The organism is Bradyrhizobium sp. Bra64, assembly GCF_024519875.1.
In the GTDB taxonomy this organism is placed as follows: Bacteria; Pseudomonadota; Alphaproteobacteria; order Rhizobiales; family Xanthobacteraceae; genus Bradyrhizobium; species Bradyrhizobium japonicum_G.
The window spans coordinates 56,117-79,375 of the sequence record NZ_JALJRD010000002.1 but is presented as its reverse complement, the minus strand read 5'-3'; the positions used below and the strand labels follow the sequence as shown (position 1 = coordinate 79,375).

Here is a 23,259-nt window from a genome sequence, read left to right as displayed (position 1 = left end):
ATGCCGCGCAAGGAAGTCATCCTCTCGACGCTGGCCTTACGTGCCGGCTATGGCGGCAAGCCGGTGCTCCAGGGCCTCGAGATCGAGGTGCGGGAAGGCGAGATCGTCGCCGTCATCGGACGCAACGGCGTCGGCAAGTCGACGCTGATGAAGAGCCTGATCGGGCTCGTGCCGTCGATGAGCGGCTCGATCGTCTATCGCGGCGAAGCCGTGGAATCGCTGCCGCCGCACAAGCGGGCGCGCCTCGGCATGGGGTATGTACCGCAGGGGCGCGATGTGTTTCCGCGTCTGACCGTCGGCGAGAATGTCGCGGTGGGTGCCGCCATCAAGGGCGGCGGCATTCCCGAGGCGGGCCGGCGCAAGATCGTCGAGGCTTTCCCGATCCTCGAAGAGCGCTGGAGTCAGCGCGCCGGTACGATGTCCGGAGGACAGCAGCAGCAGCTCGCGATCGGACGCGTCCTGATCGCCGATCCCAATCTGATCCTGCTCGACGAACCCTCCGAGGGCATTCAGCCGAACATCGTCCAGGACATCGCGCGCAACATGGTCGAGCTCAACCGCAGGACCGGCGTGACCATCATCCTGGTCGAGCAGAATCTCGACATGATCCGCGCCATGGCGCAGCGCTGCTACGTCATGGACAAGGGGCGCATCGTCGCAAGTCTCGACCGGTCCGCGCTCGACGACGAGGCGGAGATGCGCCGCCATCTGGCAGTTTGAAAAAAACGACGCCCAACCAAGGAGAAACGGCAATGGCCTGGCAAAACGATTCCATCATGGCACGCAAAGGCGTCGCCAGGGGCGAGCGTGGCAAGCAGTACACCATCACCGAAAGCGAGCAGGGCAAGTACCACTACGTCTACGGCCCCTATGTGAATCCTGTGCTGACCGTCGATCCCGGCGCGGTCGTTTCCGCCGAGACGCATGATGCGTTCGAAGGCGCGATCAAGCACGAGACCGACAGCCCGTCGAATATCCTCAATTTCCCTTTCCTCAATCCGCAGAACGGACCGATCCACGTCAACGGCGCCGAGAAGGGCGACGTGCTCGCGGTCTACATCGAGAGCATCGTGCCGCGTGGGCCGCAGCCGTGCGGCACCACCGTGGTCATGCCGGATTTCGGCGGCCTGGTCTCGACCGGCCAGACCGCGCTGCTCAATCCGGCGCTGCCCGAGCGCGTCAAGAAGCTCGTGATCGACGCCAAGACAGGCACGAAGTGGAACGACAAGATCACGCTGCCCTATGAACCCTTCATCGGTACCATAGGCACCTCGCCGGAGATCGAGGCGATCTCGTCGCTGGTCCCGGACTATTACGGCGGCAACATGGACCTGCCCGACGTCGGCGTAGGCGCCGTCATCTACCTGCCGGTCAACACCAAGGGCGCACTGCTCTATCTCGGCGACTGTCATGCGGCACAAGGCGACGGCGAGCTCTGCGGCGTCGCCATCGAGCATCCGACGGTGACGACGGTGCAGATCGACCTGATCAAGGGGTGGACCATTGCCTGGCCGCGGCTCGAGACCAAGGATTTCATCATGACCATCGGCTCGGCGAGGCCGATGGAGGATGCAGCCCGCATCGCCTATCGCGAGCTCTGCCGCTGGATGGCGGCCGACTACGGCTTCGACGAGATCGACGCCTACATGCTCCTGACCCAGGCTGGACGCGTCCGTGTCGGCAACATGGTGGATCCAAAGTACACGCTCGGCGCCTCCATCAAGAAGTCATTTCTGGTTTGAGGGCCGGTCAGCTCATGTCAGGAACCCATAAGGTCGCCGCCGTCCAGTTCGAGCCGACCATGTTCGAGAAGGAGCGCAACATTGCGCGCCTGCTCGAACTCTGCGAGCAGGCGGCGGCGGCCGGTGCAAGGCTCATCGTCACGCCGGAAATGGGAACGACCGGCTATTGCTGGTTCGACCGCGCCGAGGTCGCGCCGTTCGTCGAGACGATCCCCGGGCCGACCACAAATCGTTTTGCCGCGCTGGCGCGCAAGCACGACTGCTACATCGTGGTCGGCATGCCCGAGGTCGACGAGGACGGCATCTACTTCAACACGGCCGTCCTGATCGGGCCGGACGGCGTTATCGGTCGCCACCGCAAGACGCATCCCTACATTTCCGAGCCGAAATGGGCGGCGGCAGGCGACCTGCACAATCAGGTGTTCGAGACGCCGATCGGGCGGATCGCGCTGCTGATCTGCATGGACATCCATTTCGTGGAGACCGCGCGGCTGATGGCGCTCGGCGGTGCGGACGTCATCTGCCACATCTCGAACTGGCTGGCGGAGCGTACGCCGGCGCCGTACTGGCTCAGCCGGGCATTCGAGAACGGCTGCTACGTCATCGAAAGCAATCGATGGGGACTGGAACGCACGGTGCAGTTCAGCGGCGGCAGCTGCGTGATCACACCGGACGGGCAGGTCGCGGCCGTGCTCGATAAGGGCGATGGGGTGCTGCTGTCGGAGATCGATCTCGACGTCGCACGCGCGCGCCGCGTGCTCGGCGAGACCGTGTTCGCGCAGCGGCGGCCGGAGCTCTATCCGGAGCTGCTCACCGATACCTTCAGCTGGAATCCGCGCGACTTCTTCGGTCTCTACGGCCACGAGCCGTGGCCGGCCGGGAAAACGTCGCGGGTCAGCGTTGCGCAATTTGCACCCGGCGACGATTTCAACCAGAACCTCGAGGAGATCGCGGCACTCGCGCGCAAGGCCCGCGCCGACGGCGCTGAGCTCGTCGTCTTCCCGGAGCTCGCGGTGACAGGGCTCGGCGATCCCGCGAGATCGGCGCAGCCGATACCGGGCCCCGTGACGAATCGCCTTGAGGAACTCGCAGAGGAACTGGGTCTCTATCTCGTCTGCGGCCTGGCCGAACGTGCAGCCGATATCCTCTACAACAGCGCCTGCCTGGTGTCGCCGGATGGGGACGTCTCGGTCTATCGCAAGACGCATCTGGCGGCCGACGAGCGAAGCTGGGCCACCGCCGGCGATGGCTGGACCGTCGTCGACACGCCGATTGGCCGTATCGGACTGTTGATCGGTCACGATGCGTCTTTCCCGGAAGCGGGCCGGGTGCTGGCGCTGCGCGGCTGCGATCTCATCGCATGCCCCGCCGCGATCAAGGGACGCTTCAGTTCGTCGCATACCGGCACGGAGGTGCTACAGCCAAAGCCGGTTCCGACCGGCCCCGATCCGCATCACTGGCATCATTTCCGCGTTCGCGCCGGCGAAAACAACCTGTTCTTCGCCTTCGCCAATATTGTCGATCCTGAACGCGGCTATCCCGGGCTGAGCGGCGTCTTCGGTCCTGACACGTTTTCCTTTCCGCGCCGGGAGGCAATCGCGGCCGGCGGTACGGGCCTTGCAACCGCGCTGGTCGACACCACCAATCTTGACAGCGTCTATCCCACCAACGTGGTGCGGCGAAAGGATCTGGTGTCGATGCGCATGCCGCACAGCTATCGTGGACTGGTCAAGGCGGCTGTGACCAACTACTGAACCAAGAAAAGGAATTTGGCCATGGATCTGGGACTCAAGGGAGCCAAGGTACTCGTCACGGGAAGCACCAAGGGAATCGGCCGCGCGATCGCCGAGACATTCGCCGCCGAAGGCGCTGATGTCGGGGTGTGCTCCCGCAATCTGGCCGAGGTCGAGAGCACGGTCGCCGCACTCAAGACCAGGGGCGTCGCGGCCTATGGCGGCGCCGTCGACGTCGCCGACGCGGCCGTACTGAAGGCCTGGGTCGGGGATATGGCGGCAAAGCTCGGCGGCATCGACGTCGTCGTCGCCAATGTCAGCGCGCTTGCGATCGGGCAGGACGACGAAAGCTGGGAGAAGGAATTCTCGACCGACATGATGGGCACGGTCCGGCTGGTGAATGCGTCCATGCCCTATCTTGAGAAGAGCGCGGCTGGCGCGATCGTCACCATATCGAGCGTCTCAGGGCGCGAGGTCGATTTCGCCGCCGGTCCCTACGGCACCTTCAAGGCAGCGATCATCCACTACACCCAGGGACTCGCCAATCAGCTCGCGGGGAAGAATATCCGCGCCAACTCGGTCTCCCCAGGCAATACCTATTTCGACGGCGGGGTCTGGAACATGATCAAGGACAACAATCCCGAGCTCTACAAGACGGCGCTGGCACTCAACCCAACGGGGCGGATGGGTACGCCACAGGAAATGGCCAACGCCGTAGTGTTTCTCGCCAGCCGCGCGGCCAGCTTCATCACCGGGACGAACCTCGTTGTCGATGGCGCACTCACGCGTGGGGTGCAGTTGTAGGAAAACGCGGCGGCGTTTGCCTCGTGTTGGCCCTCGCTAACAGCCGTTTCCGGCCCTTCGCGTTGGGGCACGCAGCTTCACGCCGTCAGCGAACCACGCGAGGAACGTGGAGTTTGAACGGGCGTGGTCCGCATCGGCGTACTGGATTTCTCCGAGGCCGTGGGGGCGGCGTCCCGAAGGCATAGCCGCATCGGCGTCGGTGAGACGTATCACCAGCCGGCCGATCGTGCTCTAGCCTGAGCCGGACTCTCCAACCAGGCCGAGCGTCTCGCCGCGCCGGATTTCGAAGCCCACATTCTTCGCGGCTGCGACCTCGGCCTCCGAGCTGAACAGTCGTTGCCACGATAGGTCTTCGCAAGTCCATTCGCCGCACAGACGATCGGTTCGTCCTCGTTGCCTATGCGCACGAAGCGCGGGGATCAATTGGTGGGCCCCTCGCCACGGATGGCAAAAGTGGTGGCCTTGAGCTTGGTCATGCCGAATTTATCGAACAGCTTGTCATAGGTGCCGTCGGCGCGGGTCGCCGTCAGCGCGTCCGCGAAAGCCTGCGCGAGCAGCTTGTCACGGAAGGCGAAGGTGATGTCGGTGCCGGCGATGTCGCGGACCCAGATCTTGGCGATGCCCTTCTGCTCGAGCGCGTTGGCGGTTTCGTTGATGTTTAGCGCGGCCTCGAGCTGACCGGCGCGTAACGCCGCAGAAGTCGCGGTGACGGTGGTGAAGGTGCGGAGCTCGATCGGCTTGAGGCCCTTGGCGACCATCTCGGTGTTGAATTCGCGTGCCTTGCGTTCCGTGTAGGTCGCCGATTCCACTCCCACCACGCGTCCGGCCAGATCCTCGAACTTTTCCAGCTTCAGGCTGGAGGATGGATCGGTATAGATGCTGATCGCCTGCTGCGCGTAAGGAACGAGGTAGAACATCTTGGAGCGCTCCTCGGTCCAGAACAGGCCGGTGTTGATGGCATCGAAGCGGCCCGAGCGCAACGCCGGGATCATCGGCGGGAAGTCCATGCGCAGGAACACTGCCTCGACGCAGATGCGCTTGGCGATCTCGCGGGCGAGCTCGACATTGAGGCCCTGCAGCTCGCCCTTGTCGTCGACGAATTGCTGCGGCGGCAGCGTCGGGTTGATCGACATCTGCCATTTCGGCGCCTCGATCAGGCTCGATGCCGGCACCTTTGGCGTGCAGGTCTGGGCGCCAGCCGCCTGGGACAGGCCGATCAGAAGGGTGAGGGCGGAGAAGGTTTTTGGAAATCGCATCAGAACACTCCTGTCAAATCATGGTGGCAGTTGAGCCGTCTCCGGTCCGACGTCTTCCTCGTTGTCATTTGGCGGCCGTCGCGCCGCGATCGGCCTGCCGGGTCAGGATCAGCGAGATGTGGCGGGCCGCGGTCACCACCTCGTCGCGCTGATTGAGAAGGTAGAGCGTCTCGATGACGATCCCGCGCTCGGGATTCCGGGTCGGCCGCTTCTCGACGAAGCGGAAGCGCACGCGCAAGGCGTCGCCGGCGACGATCGGCGCCTTGAACCGCACCTCGTCCCAGCCGAGCGAGGCGACCGAGGTCTCCTCGTAGAGTTTCAGCTCCGACTTCAACCCCTCCATCAGCGACAGGCCGAACAGGCCATGGCCGATCACGGCGGGAAAGCCGCGCGAGCGCGCATAAGCAGAATCGACATGGAGCGGATGGTGATCGCGGGTGACGTCGGCAAAGGTTGCGATATCAGCCTCCGTCACGATGTGCACGGCGGTCTCGAACTCGGCGCCGAGCGAAATGTCCTCATAACGGAGATTGATGGAGGCGCTGGCGTCCATGCGTGTCCCCTCAGGCGACCTTGCGCGGCCGCGCTGGCAGGGCCTTGAAACTCTGTGCGATCCCCATCGGTCCCGAGCGGAAGATGCGCGGGTCCATATCCTTCAGTTGCGGGCTGATGCGCGGACGGAAGCCCATATGCGCAAGGATGTCCTCCTCCAGCCGAACGCCCGGTGCGATCTCGGTCAGGGTCACGCTGCCGTTCTCGAGCTCGAACACGGCGCGCTCGGTCACATAGCTGACGTGCTGGCCGCGTTGTGCAGCGAACGAGGCGCTGAAGCTGATCTGGCCGACGTGCGGGACGAATTTGCGGAAAGCGCCGTCGCGCCGGATCGCGAGGCGGCCGTTCTCGACGCCGACATCGAACTTGCCGCCTGTCATGGTGCCGCTGAAGATCAGCCGCCGTGCGTTCTGGGTAATGTCGATGAAGCCGCCGGAGCCGTCGCGGCGTTCGCCGAAGCGGGTGACGTTGACGTTGCCAACCTCGTCGACCTCGGCGAAGGAGAGGAAGGCGCAGGACAGCCCGCCGCCGTCGTAGAAGTCGAACTGATAGGCCTGGTCGAGAATGACGCGCGGATTGATGGCAGTGCCGAATTCGCGCGCATGGCCGGGCACGCCGCCGACCACGCCGGATTCCACCGTCAGCGTGATCAGGTCGGAAATGCCTTCTTCCGCCGCGACGTTTGGGATCATCGCGGAGATGCCGACGCCGAGATTGACGACGTCGCGCGGGCGCAGCTCGAAGGCGGCCCGGCGGGCGATCACCCGGCGCTCGGTAAGTGGATCGGGCGTGATCATCACCTCCGGCACGCGGCTATCGCCGCAGCGCGCCGGGTCGTAGACGGTGCCGTAGGTCTGCATCTGCTCGGGGTCGAGTACGACGTGGTCGATCAGGAATCCGGGGATCTTGACCATCTGCGGATGGATCGAGCCGCGCTTCACGATCCGCTTCACCTGGCAAATCACGGTGCCGCCGGCATTGTGCACGGCTTGCGCGATCGAGAGATCCTCGCGCGTCGTGCCCTCGTGCTCCATGCTGATATAGCCGTCCTCGTCGGCGGAGGTGCCGCGGATGACGGCGACATCAGGCGGGGCGGGGACGCGGTAGAGCAAATACGACTGGCCGTTCAGCTCGAGCAGATCGACCAGCGGCGCTCTGGTGCGCTTGTTCATGCGGCCGCCGTCCTGACGCGGGTCCATGTAGGTGTCGAGGCCGACATGGGTGAGCACGCCAGGATGTTTCGCTGCCATGGCGCGGCAGAGCTGGCTCATGACGCCTTGCGGAAAATTGTAGGCGTCGATCAACTCGTCGCGGACCAGCCTCATGAACGGCACCTGGAGGCCGAAATTGCCGCCGATCACGCGTGCGATCATGCCTTCATGGGCAAGATGGCACAGTCCCTTCTCGGTCACCGCACCGACGCCGGTGATGTTGATCAGCGTCAGATTGTGCGGACCCTGGCCGTCGAGGAAGCGCTGCTCCAGCGCGCCGAGGATGGATTCGGCGACGCCGGTACCGCCATTGCCGCCGACGATCAGCGTGTCGGTGTCACGGATGAGACCCGCGGCCTCTGCAGCGGTGATGATACTCAGCATGTGCGCTTGCTCCGCATCATGCGGCGTCCTTCTCGATCTGGCGGGCGATGATGAGCCGCTGGATCTGGTTGGTGCCCTCGTAGATCTGGGCAAGGCGCACATCGCGGAAGATGCGCTCGATGCGGTATTCGCGCGAATAGCCGTTACCGCCGTGGATCTGGAGCGCGTTGGAGACGTGCTTCATCGCCATATCGGTCGTGAACAGTTTTGCCTGCGCGGCTTCCTTGGCGATCGGGTCGCCGGCATCATGCAGGCGTGCGGCGTGGTGGATCAGAAGCCGCGCGGCGGCGATGTCGGTCGACATGTCCGCGAGCATGAACTGCACCGCCTGGAAGCCGATGATGGCCTGGCCGAACTGCTTGCGGTCGCGGGCGTACGCCGTGGCGTCCTCGAAGGCGGCCTGGGCCATGCCCAGCGCCATCGAAGCCATCATCAGCCGGCTGAAGTTGAAATTGCTCATCGCCATCTTGAAGGCCTGGTTCTCGGGGCCCATCACGCTGTCGGCCGGCAGCTGCACGTCGGAAAACGTGATCTGGCAGTCGTCGAGGCCGTGCATGCCGAGAAGCTCCTCGTTCCTGCCGCGTGTGATGCCGGGCAGGGCACCGTCGACGAGGAGGCAGGAGATGGCGCGATGGCCTGCGTCCGCGCCGGTGCGCGCGAACACCATGATGCGGTCGGCGACGCCGCCGAGCGTCACCCAGGCCTTGGTGCCGTTCAGCCGCCACCCATTGCCATCACGCACCGCATGGGTGCGGATGCCCGCGACGTCGGAGCCGTGATCCGGCTCGGAGACGGCGGTGGCGGGGATGATGTCGCCGCTCAGGATTTGTGGGATCAGCGCCTTGTGCGCGTCGGTGCCGTGATGGTCGAAGAACAATGCCGCTTCGACGGGAATGGCAAACGCATTGGCGACCGCGCCGGAGCAGCGCGCCAGCTCCTCCATCGCGATGCAGGCCGCGACCGCGTCGAGGCCGGCGCCGCCCGCGCCTTCGCGCAGGCAAATGCCGAACAGGCCGAGATCGGCCATGCCCTTGTATAGCGCGCGGTCGAAGCGGTCCTCGCGGTCGATCGCGGCCGCGCGCGGCAGGATCTCGGCCTCCGCGAAACGGCGGGCGGTCTCGCGCAGCGCTTTCTGGTCTTGGTTATAGAAGCGATCCATGGCGTGCGGTCCCATCAGTCGCTGGCAAGCTTGGAATCGTGCGCGACTTCGCTCTTGTCGCGATCGATGAAGTAGACCGCGACATCGTCGCCCGGCACGCCATAGGCGTTGCACACGCCGCGGGTCAGGGCGATGGCGGCGGCGCGGCGCTCGGCTTCGCTGCGGCGGAATGCGTGCACCTTGAGCAGGATGCGCTGGCCGCCGTCCTGAGCCGCCATCGTGCCGGCATGCGCGTAGTCATCAGGCGAGATCGGGAGGAAGTAGAGCGTGACCGTGTCCGCGCCGACGCCGAACGCCGACATCAGGCCGTCGGTCACGGACCTCGCCAGAGCGGCCTTGCGTTGCGGCGGAACTTGCGGGGCGAGCACTTCGACATAGGGCATCGGTCAGACCTTCGCGGATTTGGCCGCAGACGATTTGGACGGGGACTTGGCGGCTGACGGCTTGGCGATTGACGGCTTGGGCTTGCCGGCCCTGGTGCTGGCGACTTCGATCCGACGACAGGAGTCGCGCTGCACGAGGCGAGCGCCGACGCGGTATTCGCGAACGCCATCATTGCCGGTGCCCTTCGCATCCATGCGCTGCAGCAGCCGGTCGACAGCGAGGTTGGCGAGATCGCGTGCGCCATTGTCGACGATGCTGATCGCGGGGCGGTGCCATTCGAACCACGGCATGTCCTCGTAGCAGAGCAGCGAGAGATCGTCGGGGACCGCGATGTTTCGCTCCGCGATGACGCGCAGCACGCCAAGCGTGGCCTCGTGATTGGCCACGAAGATCGCGCTGGGCGGACGAGGGAGGTCGAGCAGCTTGCGGCAGGACGTCGCGCCGGTCTCGGGCACGAAATGGCCGGCATGAATCAATGTGTCGTCGACGGGGATGCCGGCCTCGCGCAGCGCGCGGACATAGCCGGATAACCGCTCGCGGCCCGACGTGGTGTCTTGGCGGCCGACGATCAGCCCGACGCGCTTGTGCCCGAGCTCGATCAGATGGCGCGTGCCGAGATAGGCGCCTTGCGGGTCGTCGGCGAGCACGGTCTCGAGGTCGGTCGCGTCATCGCGCCGCACCAGGCAGACGATCGGGACATCCTTTGCCAAGGCCTTGAGCTGCGCGCCGTTCTTGCCGGTGGGGACGACGATCAGTCCGTCGATACGGTGATCGACCAGCGCGGTGAGCGTGTCGCTCTCCTGCTGGGCGTCGTCGCCGCCGATGCACAGCAGCATCTGGTAACCCACTGCCTTCAGGCGCGCCTGCATCACTTCGGCCATCACCTGGAACGAGGCGTTGGTGAGATTGTGGACCAGGAGCGCGACGAGCCGCGACTGACCGGTCTTCAATCCGCGCGCGATCGGATTCGGCCGATAGCCGAGCTCGCGCGCGATGCGCGTCAGGCGCTGCTGCGTGCGCTCGCTGGTCAGGCCGGTTCCAGTCAGTGCGCGCGATGCGGTGCTGACTGAAACGCGGGCCGCCTGTGCCACATCTTTGAGCGTGACGCTCATCAAACCTGCCGATAGACTGCAAACGATTGCAGAAACGCTATGGGCTATTCCCGCAAGGATCAAGCCCAAAATATGGATGGTGTTGCTCAATGCAGAGCCAGTTACGCAATCGATTGCATGACGGCTGCGGATATTCCGCAGGGCGCCGTCTTTCTTCCAGTTCACCAGATCGCCCGGCAGTTCCCTGATGAAGAAGTTTCGCGGCACCTACACCGTCATGATCACCCCGTTTACGCCGGCCGGCGAGATCGATGTCGCGGCACTGCGCGCCTTCGTCGATTGGCAGATCGCCGAAGGAATTCATGGGTTGATCCCGCTCGGCTCGACCGGTGAGTTCCTGTCTCTCGACGACGATGAGAAGGCGCTGGTCGCCGAGGTCGTCATTGCTCAGGCTGCAGGCCGCGTGCCCGTTCTGATCGGCACCGGCGCGGAAGATACGCGCGAGGTGGTGCGGCTCAGTCGCCATGCCGAAAAACTGGGCGCGGACGGCGTGATGATCATCCCGCCGTTCTACTCGACCCCGACCGACGACGAGCTCGTCCATCACTACAAGACGGTTGCGGATGCGATCTCGCTACCGATCATGGTCTACAACAACCCGGCAACCGCCAATGTCGACCTGAAGCCACCGCTCGTGGCGCGCATCTCCGAGATCGACAATTGTCTCTACATCAAGGAGTCGACGCTTGAGGTGACGCGCGTGCGCGACATCATCCGGCTCTGCGGCGACCGGATGACGGTGTTCGGCGGCATCCTCGGCTTCGAGTCGTTCGTCGAAGGCGCACAGGGGTGGGTGGCGGTCGCCTCCAACGTGGCGCCCGCCGCAATGGCGCGCATCTTCAGCCTCGTTGCCGATGATGGCGCGATCAAGCAGGCGCGGGAGCTCTATCTGAAATACCTGCCGCTGATCGAATTCGTGGGCGGCCAGGCCTATGTCGCCGGCAGCAAGGCGTTGCTCGGCCATATGGGTCTTGCGGTCGGCAATCCGCGTCCGCCACGGCTGCCGCTGCCGGCTGCGCAGGACGCCGCCGCCCGCGCCCTGGTCAAGACGTTCGATCTGGCGTGGCGCGGCACGCCAATCGCGGCTGCTTAAATTGGGTGTGAACGGATGAACCTGCTCGACGGCGTCAAAGTACTGAGTTTCAATCATTACCTCGCGGGCCCGTTGGCCGCGCAGACGCTTGCCGACCTCGGCGCCGACGTCATCGCGGTCGAGCCGATCGAGGGCGCGTTTCAGCGCAACTGGGCGGTTGCGAACCATTTTGTCGCCGGCGACAGCGTCAATCACCTTGCCACCGGGCGCAACAAGCGCAGCCTGGCCGTCGATCTCAAGCATCCCGATGGCATTGCCGCGGTGAAGAAGCTGGTCGCCACCTCCGATGTGGTGATGGAGAATTTCCGGCCGGGCACCATGGCCAAGCTTGGCCTCGGCTACGACACGTTGAAAGCAATCAACCCTGGCCTAATCTACGCCGTCGCGACCGGGTTCGGATCGGATGGGCCCTACAAGGAGCGCCCGGGCCAGGATCTCCTGCTTCAGGCGATGTCGGGTCTTGCGATGCGAACCGGACGCGCCGACGGCGAGCCGACGGCGGTTGGCGCGGTGATCGTCGACCAGCATGCCGCCTCGCTCTATGCCATGAGCATTCTGGCGGCGCTGTTCGCCAGGACCAGGACCGGGAAGGGGCAGCTCGTCGAGGTCAACCTCTATCAGGCCGCCCTCGATCTCCAGGTCGAACCGCTGACCGCCTGGCTCAACGGCGCGCCGTCGCCGACCTCGCGCGGTCCGGCCGGTATTGCGGCCTGGTTCAGCCCCGGGCCGTACGGCATTCACGCGACCGCCGACGGTCATCTCGCGATCTCCATGGCTTCGCCCAAGGCATTGGCAATAGCGCTTGCCAGCGATGCCTTGCAGCAGTTTGGCGACGCCGACAGCTTTTCGAAGCGCGAGGAGATTACGGGCATCGTCGCGGCGCGGCTGAAGCAGAAGCCGACCGCGGAATGGCTGCCGGTGCTCGAAGCCGCGCGGATCTGGCACGCGCCCGTGCAGGACTATCGCGACCTCGAGACCGATCCCCAGCTCAACCATCTCGGTGTGTTCAAGACCGCCGAAAGTGCAGGGGGCGCGCCAATCCGCATGGTCGCGCATCCCGCGCGCTATGACGGCCGGACGCCGGAGGTGCGGCTGGTGCCGCAGCGGCTAGGTGCGCAGACCCGCGAAGTGCTCGGCGAGATCGGCTACGGCGCTGCCGACATTGACGCGATGATTGCTGGCAAGGCGGTGGGAGCGGCGGGATGATCGACTTTTCAGTCCCTGAGGATACCCGCCTCCTGGTCGATACCGTCCGCCGGTTCGTCGAGACGGAGGTGCAGCCGCTCGAGGACGAGGTGGAGCGGACGGCAACGGTGCCGGCCGATGTGCTGGCGGTCACCAAGGCCAAGGCGCAGAAGCTCGGCCTTTACGCAATGAACATGCCGGCGGATGTCGGCGGTGGCGGGCTGTCCTGTGTCGAGCATTGTCTCGTCGAGGAAGAATTCGGCAAGACCTCCGATGCGTTGATCCGCCGTGTGTTCGGCCAGGTCTATCCGATGCTGATGGCGTGCAAGGGCGACCAGGTGGAACGTTACCTTCTGCCGACGGTCAAGGGCGACAAGATCTGCGCCATGGCGATCACCGAGCCGGGGGCCGGCTCCGACGCGGCATCGATCAACACGACCGCTCATCTCGATGGCGACGAGTGGGTGCTCAATGGCACCAAGCATTTCATCAGTGACGGCGACATCGCCGACTACGTGATCCTGATGGCGCTGACCGACAAGGAGAAGCGTGCGCGGGGCGGCATCACGCTGTTCCTGGTCGACCGCGGCACGTCCGGCTTCAAGGTTGCGCGGACCCAGCCGATGATGGGCCATCGCGGCTACGGCCATGCCGAGTTGACCTTCGAGGACTGCCGTATCCCGAAAGCGGCCGTGCTCGGCGAGGTCGGCGGCGGCTTCAAGCTGATCATGCAGAGCGTACTGCAGATCCGCCTTGCCCATATCGGCGCCCGCGCCGTCGGCATGGCGCAGCGTGCGCTCGAGATGATGCGCAAGCATGCCGGCGAGCGGCGCCAGTTCGGCCAGGCCATCGGGGATTTCCAGATGGTGCAGAAGCTGATCGCCGATTCCGCCACGGAGATATTCGGCGTCAAGATGATGGTGATGAATGCCGCCTGGGACATCGATCAGGGGCGGGATGCGCGCGACAAGGTCTCGATGATCAAGGTTGCGGCCTCCGAGATGCAGGGCCGCGTCGTGGATCGCGCTATCCAGGTGTTCGGCGGCATGGGTTTCAGCAAGGACCTGCCGCTGGAGCGCATGTATCGCGATGCCCGCGTCACCCGCATCTATGACGGCACCTCCGAAATCCACCGCATGCTGGTCGCGCGCAGCACGATCAAGAACGGCTTGCAGCTCTAGGGAAGACCGATGTCTCACGCACCTCTCAAGCCCGGCGCCGCCTTTGCCTTCCGCAAGACCATGACGGTCGCAGAGCAGGCGATGTTCACCGGCATCAGCGGCAATCTCGGTGGTCTCTATGTCGATGCCGTCCGCGCCAAAAAGGCCGGCGCCTCAAACATGGTCGCCTTCGAGCTCGCAGTCGGCGGTCTCGCCACCACCTGCCTCAGCCAGCTCGGCGGACCGACGCGGCGGATCGGCAGCATCGCGCTGACTTTCGCCGCCCCCGTGATCGTCGGCGAGTCCGTCGAGGCCAAGGCCGAAATCGTCTCGGTTGCCGGCGACGACGCGGTCTGCCGGGTCACTTGCACGCTGTCGCCCTCGGGGGTGACCGTGGTGGACGGCACCGCGACGCTGGTTCCGTTCGCGAAGGGCTGAGCCATGTACGAGCCGAAATCCTTCGACGATCTCAAGGTGAACGACAGGGTCAGCCTCAGCAAGACCATCACCGAGGCGGACGGCGCGCTCTACATTGCCGCCACCGGCGATTTCGGACCTGTCCATGTCGACGAGGTCTATGCGGGCGCAACGCGCTTCGGTCGCCGGCTGGCGCCGGGGATCATGGTCGCCGGCCTCTGCACCAGTGTACTCACCAGCGAGCTCGTTGGCACCATCGGCGTCTCTGTCGAGGATCGGTTCTGGTTCACCGGCCCGGTGTTCTACGGCGATACGCTCACATTCGACGTCTGGATCGCCGAGCAGCACGACGAGACCCGCACCATCATCTGGGAGGCAAGCGCCCGCAACGAGGGCGGCCTCGAGGTGCTGAAGGCACGCGCGAGCCTGAAATTCCCGCGCCGGAAACCGTCATGAGCAAGCCGATGAAGAAACCTGACTTGCGCGGCGTCACGGTCGCAACCGTGCTGCCCTTCAAGGACGACAGCTCGATCGACTGGGACGGCTACGCCCGCGTGCTCGACTATTGCGCCTGTCCGGACGGAATCGCGGCGGTGTTCGTCAACGGACATGCCGGCGAGGGCGGGTCGCTCTCGGACGACGAGCGACAGGCGGTGATCGAGCGGACGCGCCGGCATATCGGTGGCAAGCCGCTGCTTTCGGGTATCATCGCTCATTCGACCGCGGAGGCGATCCATCAGGCGCAGCTCGCGGAAGCCGCCGGCGCCGATTGCGCCGTGTTATTCCCGCCGGCACCGCTCGGCGGCGGTGCATCGGCGACCTCGCGCGCGCCGGTGGCTTACGTGCTGGCTATCAGTTCCGCCATCGGCATTCCGGTGTCGATCTTCCAGTATCCGCTGGCGTCCGGACTTGGCTATTCGCCGGAGACGCTGGCGAAGATCGCAGGCCTCGACAGCGTCATCGCTATCAAGGAGGGCAGCGACACCATCTTCGCCTATGACGAGAACCGGCGCGCGGTGAAGCGGGCCGACCCGTCCGTCGCGATCCTGCCGTCGAATTTCAACTGGTTCCTGCCGCAGCTTGCCGTCGGCGGCGACGGCATTCTCTCGGGTCTCGTCAGCCTCGCGCCGGATCTGTTCGTCGCGCTCTGGCAGGCTTCGCTCGCCGACGATCTCAAGGCGATGCGCGCCGTCAACGAGCGGCTCTATCCGATCGTCCGGGCGATCTATGGACCAGCGCCGATCATGGACATGCACACGCGCATGAAGGTCGGGCTGAGGGTGCTCGGCCTGATCCGCAATGCGGATCCGCGGCCGCCGTTGCTGCCGGTCCTGCCTGCGTTGTGCGACGCCATCGCGACGACCGTCGGAGCGGCGCGCGCGGCCGGCGACATCCGTTTGGCGTGACGGAGGCGCTGATGCCGGACGAGGCCTTCATCCACATCGTGCGGGTCGATATCGATCCGGAGCACGAAGCTGCGTTCAACGCCTGGTACGAGCAGAGGCATTTTCCCGATCTGCTCGCCTGTCCCGGCTGGCTGTCGGCAAAGAGATTCGTCTCGATCGGCGACGGACCAAAATACGCGGCCATGTACGAAGTCGCGGGACGATGGGCGTTCGAGACGCCGGAATTCCACAAGGTGAAGGGCTTCGGTCCGTTCGAATCCCTGGTGAAGAACTTCATGCGAATCCAGCTCAAGCCGATGTCGGGACCGGCCTGAGAGGGACGAAGACGATGCTGCCTGTCGTGTCGCAAGATCCGGCCCGCCGCATCCAAGAAACATTGAGGGGGAATCCCGGGCGAGGGACTGCATCGCTCATTGGCGTCTTACCGGAGGTATTATATGCTCTCGACACTGCTTCGCTTGAGTGCCGTTGCCGCACTCGTTCTCGCGCCCGCTGCGGCGCGTGCCGCCTGCACGCCCGCGATCAGCGACGACAATCTGATCGCACCGGGGAAATTGCAGCTCTCCATCAACCCGACCAATCCGCCGCAGCAATTCGTCGACAAGGACGGCCAATTGCAGGGCCTCAACGTGGAACTCGCCGCCGAGCTCGGCAAGCGGTTGTGTCTTCCGGTCGAACTCGTCCGGATGGATTTTCCGGCGATGATTCCGGCGATGGGCGCGGGCCGCATCGACGGCATCGACACCGGCATGTTCTGGACCGAGGAACGCTCGAAGCTGATGTACATGGTGCCGTACGCCATTCAAGCCATCTCGGTCGTGGTTGCGCCTGACAGCGGCATAACAATTGCTAATGAATCCGACCTGACCGGAAAAACATCCGCGGTCGAGGTCAGCACCTACCAGATGAATTGGCTCAAGAAGCTCAGCGATACCAGCGTGGCAAAGGGCGGCGGGGCGATCGAGATGCGCACGTTTCCGACGGCGACCAACGTCGTGAGCGCGCTGCTCGCAGGGCAGGTGGACAATGCGCTGCTCGTGGACAGCGTGGCACGCGATCTCGTCGGCCGCGGCCGCGTCAAGGAAGTGCTGAGCGGGCTCGGCACGGCGCGCACCACGCTCGGCTTCCGCAACAAGATGGTGGTCGATGCCGTCGTCAAGGCGCTGAACGCGATGCGCGCCGACGGCTTCTATCAGGCATTGTTCGACAAGTTCGGCCTGACCAGCATGCCGGCCGATCAGCCGCTTGCGATCGCCGGCCCCGGTCCGGCCTAACCACGGAGACAAGCCGATGAGCCATTTCAGTCCGACGGCCGCCGTCAACTACTTCTTCAACTACTTCCTGATGAAGGGTGTGCTCGTCACCATCGGCCTGACGGTGGCGGCCGTCATCGGCGGATTGATCCTCGGCATGGGCATCGCGTTGATGCGCATGTCGTCCAACCCGGTTCTGTCAGGCTTCTCGCGCTTCTATATCTGGTTCTTCCGCGGCACGCCGCTGTTGATCCAGCTGGTGGTGATCTACAGCGGCTTGCCGCAACTCGGGATCAAGTTCTCCGTGATCACTTGCGCGCTGGTCGGCCTCATTCTCAACGAGGCGGCTTATCTGGCCGAGATCGTCCGCAGCGGCTTCATGGCCGTTTCGGCGGGGCAGCGCGAAGCCGCCTGGGCGCTCAGCCTGTCGCCATGGACGACGTTTCGCCGCGTGACCCTGCCGCAGGCATTCCGGCTGATGATCCCGCCGCTCGGCAACTCCATCAATTCGCTGCTGAAGGCGACCTCGCTCGCCTCGGTGATCTCGGTCGAGGAGCTGATGCGCCGCAGCGACATGCTGATGCAGGAGCATTTCCAGATCCTTGAAGTCTATGCGGCGGCCACGGCCTATTACCTGATCCTCACCTCTGTCTGGGATGCGATTCAGCGCCGGCTGGAGAAGCATTTTGGTCGGTCGAGCGCTGCGAAGTCCAGGCGGGTCGCGGCGAGGGCGCCGGTTGCGCAGGCGAGCGTGGAGGCCCGTGCATGAGCGAGATACCGAGGAATACGGTCAGCGTGAGGGGCGTCGAAGGTGCGCAGCCGCAGCTCCGTGAGGTACAGGCGGTTCGCATGGAGGCCGTCTACAAGCATTATGGCGACTTCACCGCCTTGAATGAGGTCGATCTCAAGGTCGCAAAGGGCGAGAAGATCGTGGTCTGCGGTCCCTCGGGCTCGGGCAAGTCGACGCTCATTCGCTGCATCAACCACATCGAGAAGCATGATGAGGGTCTGATCTACGTCAACGGTGTCGAGCTCGATCGCCAGCGCAAGAACATCGATGCGGTCAGGCGTGACACCGGCATGGTTTTCCAGAGCTTCAACCTGTTTCCGCACATGACGGTGCTGGAGAACTGCATCCTGGCGCCGATGACCGTGAACGGCATGACGGTGGCGGAGGCAAAGGACCTCGCCATGCATTTCCTCACCAAGGTCCGGATTCCGGATCAGGCCGAAAAATTTCCGGGGCAGCTCTCGGGTGGCCAGCAGCAGCGCGTCGCGATCGCACGCGCGCTGTGCATGCGGCCGAAGATCATGCTGTTCGACGAGCCGACCTCCGCGCTCGACCCCGAGATGGTCAAGGAGGTGCTCGAGACCATGAAGAAGCTCGCGGAAGAGGGCATGACCATGCTGTGCGTGACCCACGAGATGGGCTTCGCCCGCGAGGTCGCGGACCGCATCGTGTTCATGAATGAAGGAACAGTCGTCGAGCAGGCCGCGCCGGAGGAATTCTTCAAGCATCCGAAGTCCGAGCGGGCGCGGACGTTCCTCGACCAGATCATTCACTAGCCGGCGCGGCGGCTGTGATGCAGACATTCAGAGATCGCCTGCGCGGCATCCATGCCGCCACGATCGTGCCGATGACGCCCCACTTCGAGATCGATGAGCCAGGACTGGCAGATCATCTGGCCTCGGTCGCGTCCACGCCGGGGATCAATGGGCTGCTTGTCAACGGCCATGCCGGCGAAAACTTCGTGCTGTCGCTGGCCGAGAAGCGGCGCGTGGTGGAGCTGGCGCGTGCACATGTTCCGGGGGGCTGCCTGATCGTCTCCGGTGTCAACCATGAATCGAGCCTGGAGGCTGCGCGCGAGGCGGCCACGCTGGAGCAGGCTGGTGCGGACGGCCTCCTGGTATTCCCTCCGAACAGCTGGGCGCTCGGTCACGCCGATGACTGCGTCATCGAGCATCATCGACGCATCCGCGATGCGACAACCGCACCCTTGATGCTCTATGCCGCACCGGTCGGTGCGGGCGCCATGGCCTACCCGCCGCCGCTGCTGACGCGGCTCATCGCGGATCGTCGCTTCGTCGCGATCAAGGAAGGCAGCTGGGAGGTCGCGACTTACGAGCAGAATCTGAGGCTGATTCACAAGCTGCGTCCCGAGTTCGTCGTGCTCGGCTCCGGCGACGAACATCTGCTGACAAGCTACCTCGTCGGTTCGGCCGGTAGCCAGGTCAGCCTTGCCTGCGTCGTGCCGGATCTCGTGATCAGCCTCTGGAATGCGGCCGAGGCCGGCGATTGGGATCGTGCGCGTGCCGCGCATGACAAGCTTTATCCGCTGGCGGTGGCAATCTATCGCGATGCGCCCGGAGGACGGGCGACAGTCCGGCTCAAGGCCTGCCTGAAGCTGCTCGGACGTCTCTCCTGCGACGCGGTACGGCCGCCGCAGCCGCCGGCGATACCAAGCGAGTTGCAGGCGCTCGAACAGGCCTTGCGGACCGCCGGCGCGCTCTAAGCCTCGAAGAACGGATTGGCCGGGCGCGGAAGGCCGAGATGATCGCGCAACGTCGCGCCCTCATACTCCGCGCGGAACAGCCCGCGCTCCTGCAGGATCGGCACGACCAACTGGACGAAATCCTCGAACCCTTCGTGGAAATAGGGCGGCATGACGTTGAAGCCGTCGGCGGCGTGCTCGTCGAACCAGAGCTGGAGCGTATCGGCGATGCGCTCGGCCGAGCCGCACAGCACCCAATGGCCGCGTGCGGCGGCGGTGAGATTGTAGAGATCGCGCAGCGTCATGTTCTCGCGGCGGCCCTTCGCGAGCATGACGCTGGCGAAGCTGTGATAGCTGTCTGACGGTGCGATGTCCGGGATAGGTCCGTCGAGATCGTAAGTCGACATGTCCCGGCCGAAGCGGTCGGACAGGATGGCAAGCGCATTACTGCCGCTGACAAAGCTCTGGAGCACGTTGAGCTTCTCGAACGCCTCCTTGTCGGTGCGGCCGACGACGGGCATCACGCCCGGCAGCACCGTGACATCGGCGGCCTTGCGGCCGAACGACGGCAGTCGCGTCTTCAACGACGTGTAACCGGTCTTGGCCTCCTCGATGTCCTGCACCACCGAGAACACGATATCGGCGGTGCGCGCGGCCAGCGCCTGGCCGGCCTCGGAGCCGCCGGCCTGGAGGACGACCGGGCGCCCCTGCGGGCTGCGGCCGATGTTCAGCGGGCCCTTGACCTTGAAGAATGCACCGTCATGGTCGATCGGGCGGAGCTTCGCCGGATCTATATAGAGGCCGCTGGCGCGGTCGGCGACGATGGCGTCATCCGCCCAGCCGTCCCACAGTCCCTTGACGACGTCGAGGAATTCGCCGGCCATCTCGTAGCGGCGGGCGTGGTCGGGGTGGGTGGTGCCGAAATTCGCTGCGGTCGCCGGATTGGCCGTCGTCACCGCATTCCAGGCCGCGCGGCCCTTGGAGATGTGATCGAGCGAGGCGAACACGCGCGCCACCGAGAACGGATCGCTGTAGGTGGTGGAGACGGTCGCGCCGAGGCCGATGTGGCTGGTCGAGGTCGCGAGCGCGGCGAGCATCGTCAGCGGCTCCAGCCGCAGGGTGTAGGAGGGATGGGCTGCGGCATCGGCATAGAGATTGTCGCCCATGAAGATCAGGTCGAACTTGCCGCGCTCGGCGGTGCGGCCGATCTGCTGGATCGCCGCAAAATCCTGGAAGCTGTCGACCGCGCCGGGATAGCGCCAGCCGGCGACGTGGCTGCCGGTTCCCAGGATGAACAGGCCGAGATGCATCTGTCGTTTCATGGCGTCATGTCCAGAACAGGATCTTGCGTTCGAGGAAACCGATCAGGCCGAAGAAGGCGAGGCTCGCGGCGGAGGCGACGAAGATCGCCGCCCAGACCTGGACGAAGTCGATCTGGAGCACCGCCTGGTAGATCACCCAGCCGAGCCCGCCATGCGCGCCGAGCATCTCGGTGACGATCGCCACGATCACGCTGCGCACCGTCGAGACGCGCATGCCGGCCAGCAGCAGTGGCAGCGCGGTCGGCAGGCGCAGGCGCCACAGCACCCCGAAGCGGCTTGCCCCGAAGCTGCGCATCAGGTCGATGGCGCGGCGATCGACACGATCGAGCCCGGCCAGCATCGAGAGCAGAATGGTGAAACTCACCGCCATCGCCACCATCACGATCTTCGAGCTGACGCCGATGCCGAACCAGAGCAGGATCAGCGGCGAATAGCCGACCACGGGCACCGAATTGATCGCGGTCGCGAGCGGCAGGATCGCGGTGCGCAGCGCCGGCACCAATGCGATGGCGACGGCGAGGCCGATGCCGATCAGGCAGCCGAGGCCATAGCCCACCAGCGCTTCGAGCAGGGTGTAGCCGGCGGCGTCGGTCAGCGTTGCGCGCTTGGACCAGAGGCCCGCGAGGATGTCGCTGACGGCGGGCAGAACATAGGCCGGCAGATGCAGTCCGCGCGCCGCGCCTTCCCAGCACGCGACCAGGATGAAGGCGCCGAGAATGCCGCGCTGGACGGCGAGCGAGGGTGAAGCAAGCGCGCGGCTCATTGCTCCGCGCTCCAGAACACCAGCCGTCGTTCGACCGCGGCGACGACCGCATAGAAGCCGGTGCCGAGCAGAGCCGCGGCAAGCAGGGCGGCCCAGATCGCGACGACGTTCTCGGTGAACATGGCCTGGAGCAGCAGCACGCCGAGCCCGGTGGTGTCGCCGAACCATTCGCCGACGATGGCGCCGACCAGGCTCAATGATGCAGCGAGCCGCAGCGCCACGAAGATCTGCGGCAGCGCGGTTGGAAGCTGCAAGCGCAACAGGAGCTGGCGGTTGGAGGCGCCGAAGCTGCGCATCAGGTCGACCTGCTTGGGATCGACCGTCTCGAGGCCCAGAAGCGTGTTCACCGTCACCGGAAAGAAGGTCAGGTAGAATGCGATGATCGCCTTGGCGAGCAGCGTATTGCCGAACCACAGCACCACCAGCGCGCCGAAGGCGATGACCGGGATGGTCTGCGACACCACGAAGATCGGAAACACCATCTCGCGCAGCGCACGGAGGCGGAAAAACGCGACACCCATGAGCACGCCGAACGCGCCGCCGGAAGCAAATCCGATCAGCGTCTCGGCCAGGGTGCGCAGGAAGCCGTCGACATAGGCGCGGGGCGTCGCCGCCATCGCCAGCAGAATCGTGCTGAGGCGCGGCAGGTAATAGGGCCGGATACCGAACAGCAGCACCGCGCCTTCCCAGACCACCGCGGCAATGGCGAGGCCGAGCAGGAGCCGGATCAGCTTGCGCAGCGAAACCGGCATTGCCATCGACCGCGCAGCCGCGCGGCCGGAACCAAGCGATGTCGCCGCAGTGCTGCTCACGGCAGCCGGTCCGCCGCCGGGATGCTCTGGATGAAGCTGGCGTCATAGGCGGCAGCGAGATCAACCGGCTTGGAGATCACGCCATATTTCAGGAAGAAGTCGTGCGCGGTCTTGACCGCGTCGGCGTCGATCCAGAACAGGCCGTTCTTGCCGGCCGCGCCGGCCGTCATCAGGCGCTTCACCTCGGTGAGCATGAATTCCTGCTGCGCACGATCGAGCGTCGGGGCTACAGCCATCACAGTGTCGACGGCGCCCTTGGGATCGGAGAAGGCGTCTTTCCAACCCTTGAGCGAAGCCCGCAGGAACGCCTTGACGAGCTCCGGCTTTTCCTTGGCGGTCGCCTCGGCCACGATGAGCGTGTCGCGCGGGAAGGTGATGCCGTAGTCCTCGGCGACGAAGGTCTTCAAGCTGTCCTTCGGCATGCGCGACTGGATAGTGTAGAACTCGTTGTAATAGGTCGCCGTGACCACATCGACGCTGCCGTCGACGAAGGGCGTCACCGAAACCTGCTGCGGCTGGATCTTCAGCTCATCCGGCTTGATGCCTTCCTTGGCCAGCATGCCGGTCAGCACGTGATTGGCGCCGGTGAACCAGGTGGTGACGGTCTTGCCCTTGAAATCCTGGATCGTCTTCACCGGCCCGTCTTTGCGGGCGACGAAGATGAAGGGCGTGATCTGGTGGGACACGCCGATGCAGACGATCGGCAGCCCCTTGTCGCGGGCTGCGAACACGCTGTCGGTGCCGCCGGAGAGGCCGAACGTGTCGGCACCGGTCGCGACCAGGTTTTCGGTCAGCAGGTTGGGCCCGCCGGGATTGATGGTGAGGTCGATGCCCTCGGCCTTGTAGTAGCCCTTGGCGGCTGCGACGTAGAAACCGGCGAACTGCGCCTGTGGCAGCCATTTCAGGCGCAGGCTCGCCTTCTGCAACTCGGCGGCGGGCGCAGCCGTGACGAGCGAGCCCGTTGCCAGTGCGATGGCGGAAAGGACGGAGAAGGCGTGGCGTCGGCTCAACATGGTGAT

General features: G+C 65.0%; 25 protein-coding genes. 15 read left to right on the top strand and 10 right to left on the bottom strand.

Annotated elements, in window-relative coordinates; all coding sequences use genetic code 11:
- The 4 genes from NR187_RS08040 to NR187_RS08025 are packed head-to-tail and all read left to right on the top strand — an operon-like array spanning position 1 to position 4,279.
- A complete protein-coding gene (locus NR187_RS08040; RefSeq protein WP_211383546.1) occupies positions 1-720 on the top strand; it encodes an ABC transporter ATP-binding protein in 720 nt (239 codons plus the stop codon).
- Positions 721-752: 32 nt separating this feature from the next.
- A complete protein-coding gene (locus tag NR187_RS08035; protein WP_211383221.1) occupies positions 753-1,742 on the top strand; it encodes an acetamidase/formamidase family protein in 990 nt (329 codons plus the stop codon).
- Between the two features lie 14 nt (positions 1,743-1,756).
- A complete protein-coding gene (locus NR187_RS08030) occupies positions 1,757-3,496 on the top strand; it encodes a nitrilase-related carbon-nitrogen hydrolase (protein ID WP_256806227.1) in 1,740 nt (579 codons plus the stop codon).
- A 21-nt stretch (positions 3,497-3,517) separates the two neighbouring features.
- Entirely contained in the window at positions 3,518-4,279 is a 762-nt protein-coding gene (locus NR187_RS08025; RefSeq protein ID WP_211383223.1) for an SDR family NAD(P)-dependent oxidoreductase, read from the top strand.
- Between the two features lie 419 nt (positions 4,280-4,698).
- Here NR187_RS08025 and NR187_RS08020 read toward each other — a convergent pair whose 3' ends face one another.
- The 6 genes from NR187_RS08020 to NR187_RS07995 form a co-directional block, all read right to left on the bottom strand.
- Positions 4,699-5,535, bottom strand: a complete 837-nt coding sequence (locus NR187_RS08020; RefSeq protein WP_211383224.1) for an ABC transporter substrate-binding protein — start codon at positions 5,533-5,535, stop codon at positions 4,699-4,701.
- A gap of 64 nt (positions 5,536-5,599) precedes the next feature.
- Entirely contained in the window at positions 5,600-6,088 is a 489-nt protein-coding gene (locus NR187_RS08015) for a MaoC family dehydratase (protein WP_211383225.1), read from the bottom strand.
- 10 nt (positions 6,089-6,098) lie between these two features.
- Entirely contained in the window at positions 6,099-7,682 is a 1,584-nt protein-coding gene (locus tag NR187_RS08010; protein WP_211383226.1) for an acyl CoA:acetate/3-ketoacid CoA transferase, read from the bottom strand.
- A 16-nt stretch (positions 7,683-7,698) separates the two neighbouring features.
- Complete coding sequence (locus tag NR187_RS08005; RefSeq protein WP_256806226.1) at positions 7,699-8,841, bottom strand: acyl-CoA dehydrogenase family protein; 1,143 nt, start codon at positions 8,839-8,841, stop codon at positions 7,699-7,701.
- Between the two features lie 14 nt (positions 8,842-8,855).
- The gene (locus NR187_RS08000) at positions 8,856-9,224 is read right to left on the bottom strand and encodes a tautomerase family protein (protein ID WP_211383228.1); all 369 of its coding nucleotides are present in this window, start codon (positions 9,222-9,224) and stop codon (positions 8,856-8,858) included.
- 3 nt (positions 9,225-9,227) lie between these two features.
- On the bottom strand, positions 9,228-10,337 hold the full coding sequence (locus NR187_RS07995) for a LacI family DNA-binding transcriptional regulator (RefSeq protein WP_211383229.1): 1,110 nt from the start codon (positions 10,335-10,337) through the stop codon (positions 9,228-9,230).
- A gap of 184 nt (positions 10,338-10,521) precedes the next feature.
- On the opposite strand from NR187_RS07995, the gene dapA reads away from it, so the two are divergent.
- The 11 genes from dapA (at position 10,522) to NR187_RS07940 (ending at position 19,364) form a co-directional block, all read left to right on the top strand.
- Positions 10,522-11,430 (top strand): 4-hydroxy-tetrahydrodipicolinate synthase, encoded by a 909-nt coding sequence (dapA, locus tag NR187_RS07990; protein ID WP_256806560.1) that lies wholly within the window; start codon positions 10,522-10,524, stop codon positions 11,428-11,430.
- Between the two features lie 15 nt (positions 11,431-11,445).
- Positions 11,446-12,636 (top strand): CaiB/BaiF CoA-transferase family protein, encoded by a 1,191-nt coding sequence (locus NR187_RS07985; protein ID WP_211383230.1) that lies wholly within the window; start codon positions 11,446-11,448, stop codon positions 12,634-12,636.
- Entirely contained in the window at positions 12,633-13,796 is a 1,164-nt protein-coding gene (locus NR187_RS07980) for an acyl-CoA dehydrogenase family protein (protein WP_211383231.1), read from the top strand. The genes NR187_RS07985 and NR187_RS07980 overlap by 4 nt, the downstream gene beginning before the upstream one ends.
- 9 nt (positions 13,797-13,805) lie before the next feature.
- Positions 13,806-14,213 carry a MaoC/PaaZ C-terminal domain-containing protein gene (locus NR187_RS07975; RefSeq protein WP_211383232.1) on the top strand — a complete coding sequence of 136 codons (408 nt, stop codon included), beginning with the start codon at positions 13,806-13,808 and terminating at the stop codon, positions 14,211-14,213.
- 3 nt (positions 14,214-14,216) lie between these two features.
- Positions 14,217-14,648, top strand: a complete 432-nt coding sequence (locus tag NR187_RS07970; protein ID WP_211383233.1) for a MaoC/PaaZ C-terminal domain-containing protein — start codon at positions 14,217-14,219, stop codon at positions 14,646-14,648.
- Entirely contained in the window at positions 14,645-15,598 is a 954-nt protein-coding gene (locus NR187_RS07965; RefSeq protein ID WP_211383234.1) for a dihydrodipicolinate synthase family protein, read from the top strand. Before NR187_RS07970 ends, NR187_RS07965 begins: the two co-directional genes overlap by 4 nt.
- A gap of 11 nt (positions 15,599-15,609) precedes the next feature.
- Entirely contained in the window at positions 15,610-15,912 is a 303-nt protein-coding gene (locus NR187_RS07960; protein WP_211383235.1) for a DUF4286 family protein, read from the top strand.
- 123 nt (positions 15,913-16,035) lie between these two features.
- Complete coding sequence (locus tag NR187_RS07955; protein WP_211383236.1) at positions 16,036-16,872, top strand: ABC transporter substrate-binding protein; 837 nt, start codon at positions 16,036-16,038, stop codon at positions 16,870-16,872.
- 16 nt (positions 16,873-16,888) lie between these two features.
- Entirely contained in the window at positions 16,889-17,620 is a 732-nt protein-coding gene (locus NR187_RS07950; RefSeq protein WP_211383237.1) for an amino acid ABC transporter permease, read from the top strand.
- A complete protein-coding gene (locus NR187_RS07945) occupies positions 17,617-18,417 on the top strand; it encodes an amino acid ABC transporter ATP-binding protein (RefSeq protein ID WP_211383238.1) in 801 nt (266 codons plus the stop codon). The genes NR187_RS07950 and NR187_RS07945 overlap by 4 nt, the downstream gene beginning before the upstream one ends.
- A 17-nt stretch (positions 18,418-18,434) precedes the next feature.
- Positions 18,435-19,364 (top strand): dihydrodipicolinate synthase family protein, encoded by a 930-nt coding sequence (locus NR187_RS07940; protein WP_211383239.1) that lies wholly within the window; start codon positions 18,435-18,437, stop codon positions 19,362-19,364.
- On the opposite strand, the gene NR187_RS07935 is transcribed toward NR187_RS07940, so the two are convergent.
- From NR187_RS07935 to NR187_RS07920, 4 genes are read right to left on the bottom strand one after another with little or no spacing between them, the layout of a single operon-like run.
- The gene (locus NR187_RS07935) at positions 19,361-20,665 is read right to left on the bottom strand and encodes an LLM class flavin-dependent oxidoreductase (RefSeq protein WP_211383240.1); all 1,305 of its coding nucleotides are present in this window, start codon (positions 20,663-20,665) and stop codon (positions 19,361-19,363) included. The genes NR187_RS07940 and NR187_RS07935 overlap by 4 nt on opposite strands.
- Positions 20,666-20,669: 4 nt before the next feature.
- Complete coding sequence (locus tag NR187_RS07930; protein ID WP_211383241.1) at positions 20,670-21,428, bottom strand: ABC transporter permease; 759 nt, start codon at positions 21,426-21,428, stop codon at positions 20,670-20,672.
- Positions 21,425-22,240 carry an ABC transporter permease gene (locus NR187_RS07925; RefSeq protein ID WP_211383242.1) on the bottom strand — a complete coding sequence of 272 codons (816 nt, stop codon included), beginning with the start codon at positions 22,238-22,240 and terminating at the stop codon, positions 21,425-21,427. The genes NR187_RS07930 and NR187_RS07925 overlap by 4 nt, the downstream gene beginning before the upstream one ends.
- Complete coding sequence (locus tag NR187_RS07920) at positions 22,237-23,253, bottom strand: ABC transporter substrate-binding protein (RefSeq protein ID WP_211383243.1); 1,017 nt, start codon at positions 23,251-23,253, stop codon at positions 22,237-22,239. Before NR187_RS07920 ends, NR187_RS07925 begins: the two co-directional genes overlap by 4 nt.
- Positions 23,254-23,259 lie beyond the last annotated feature (6 nt).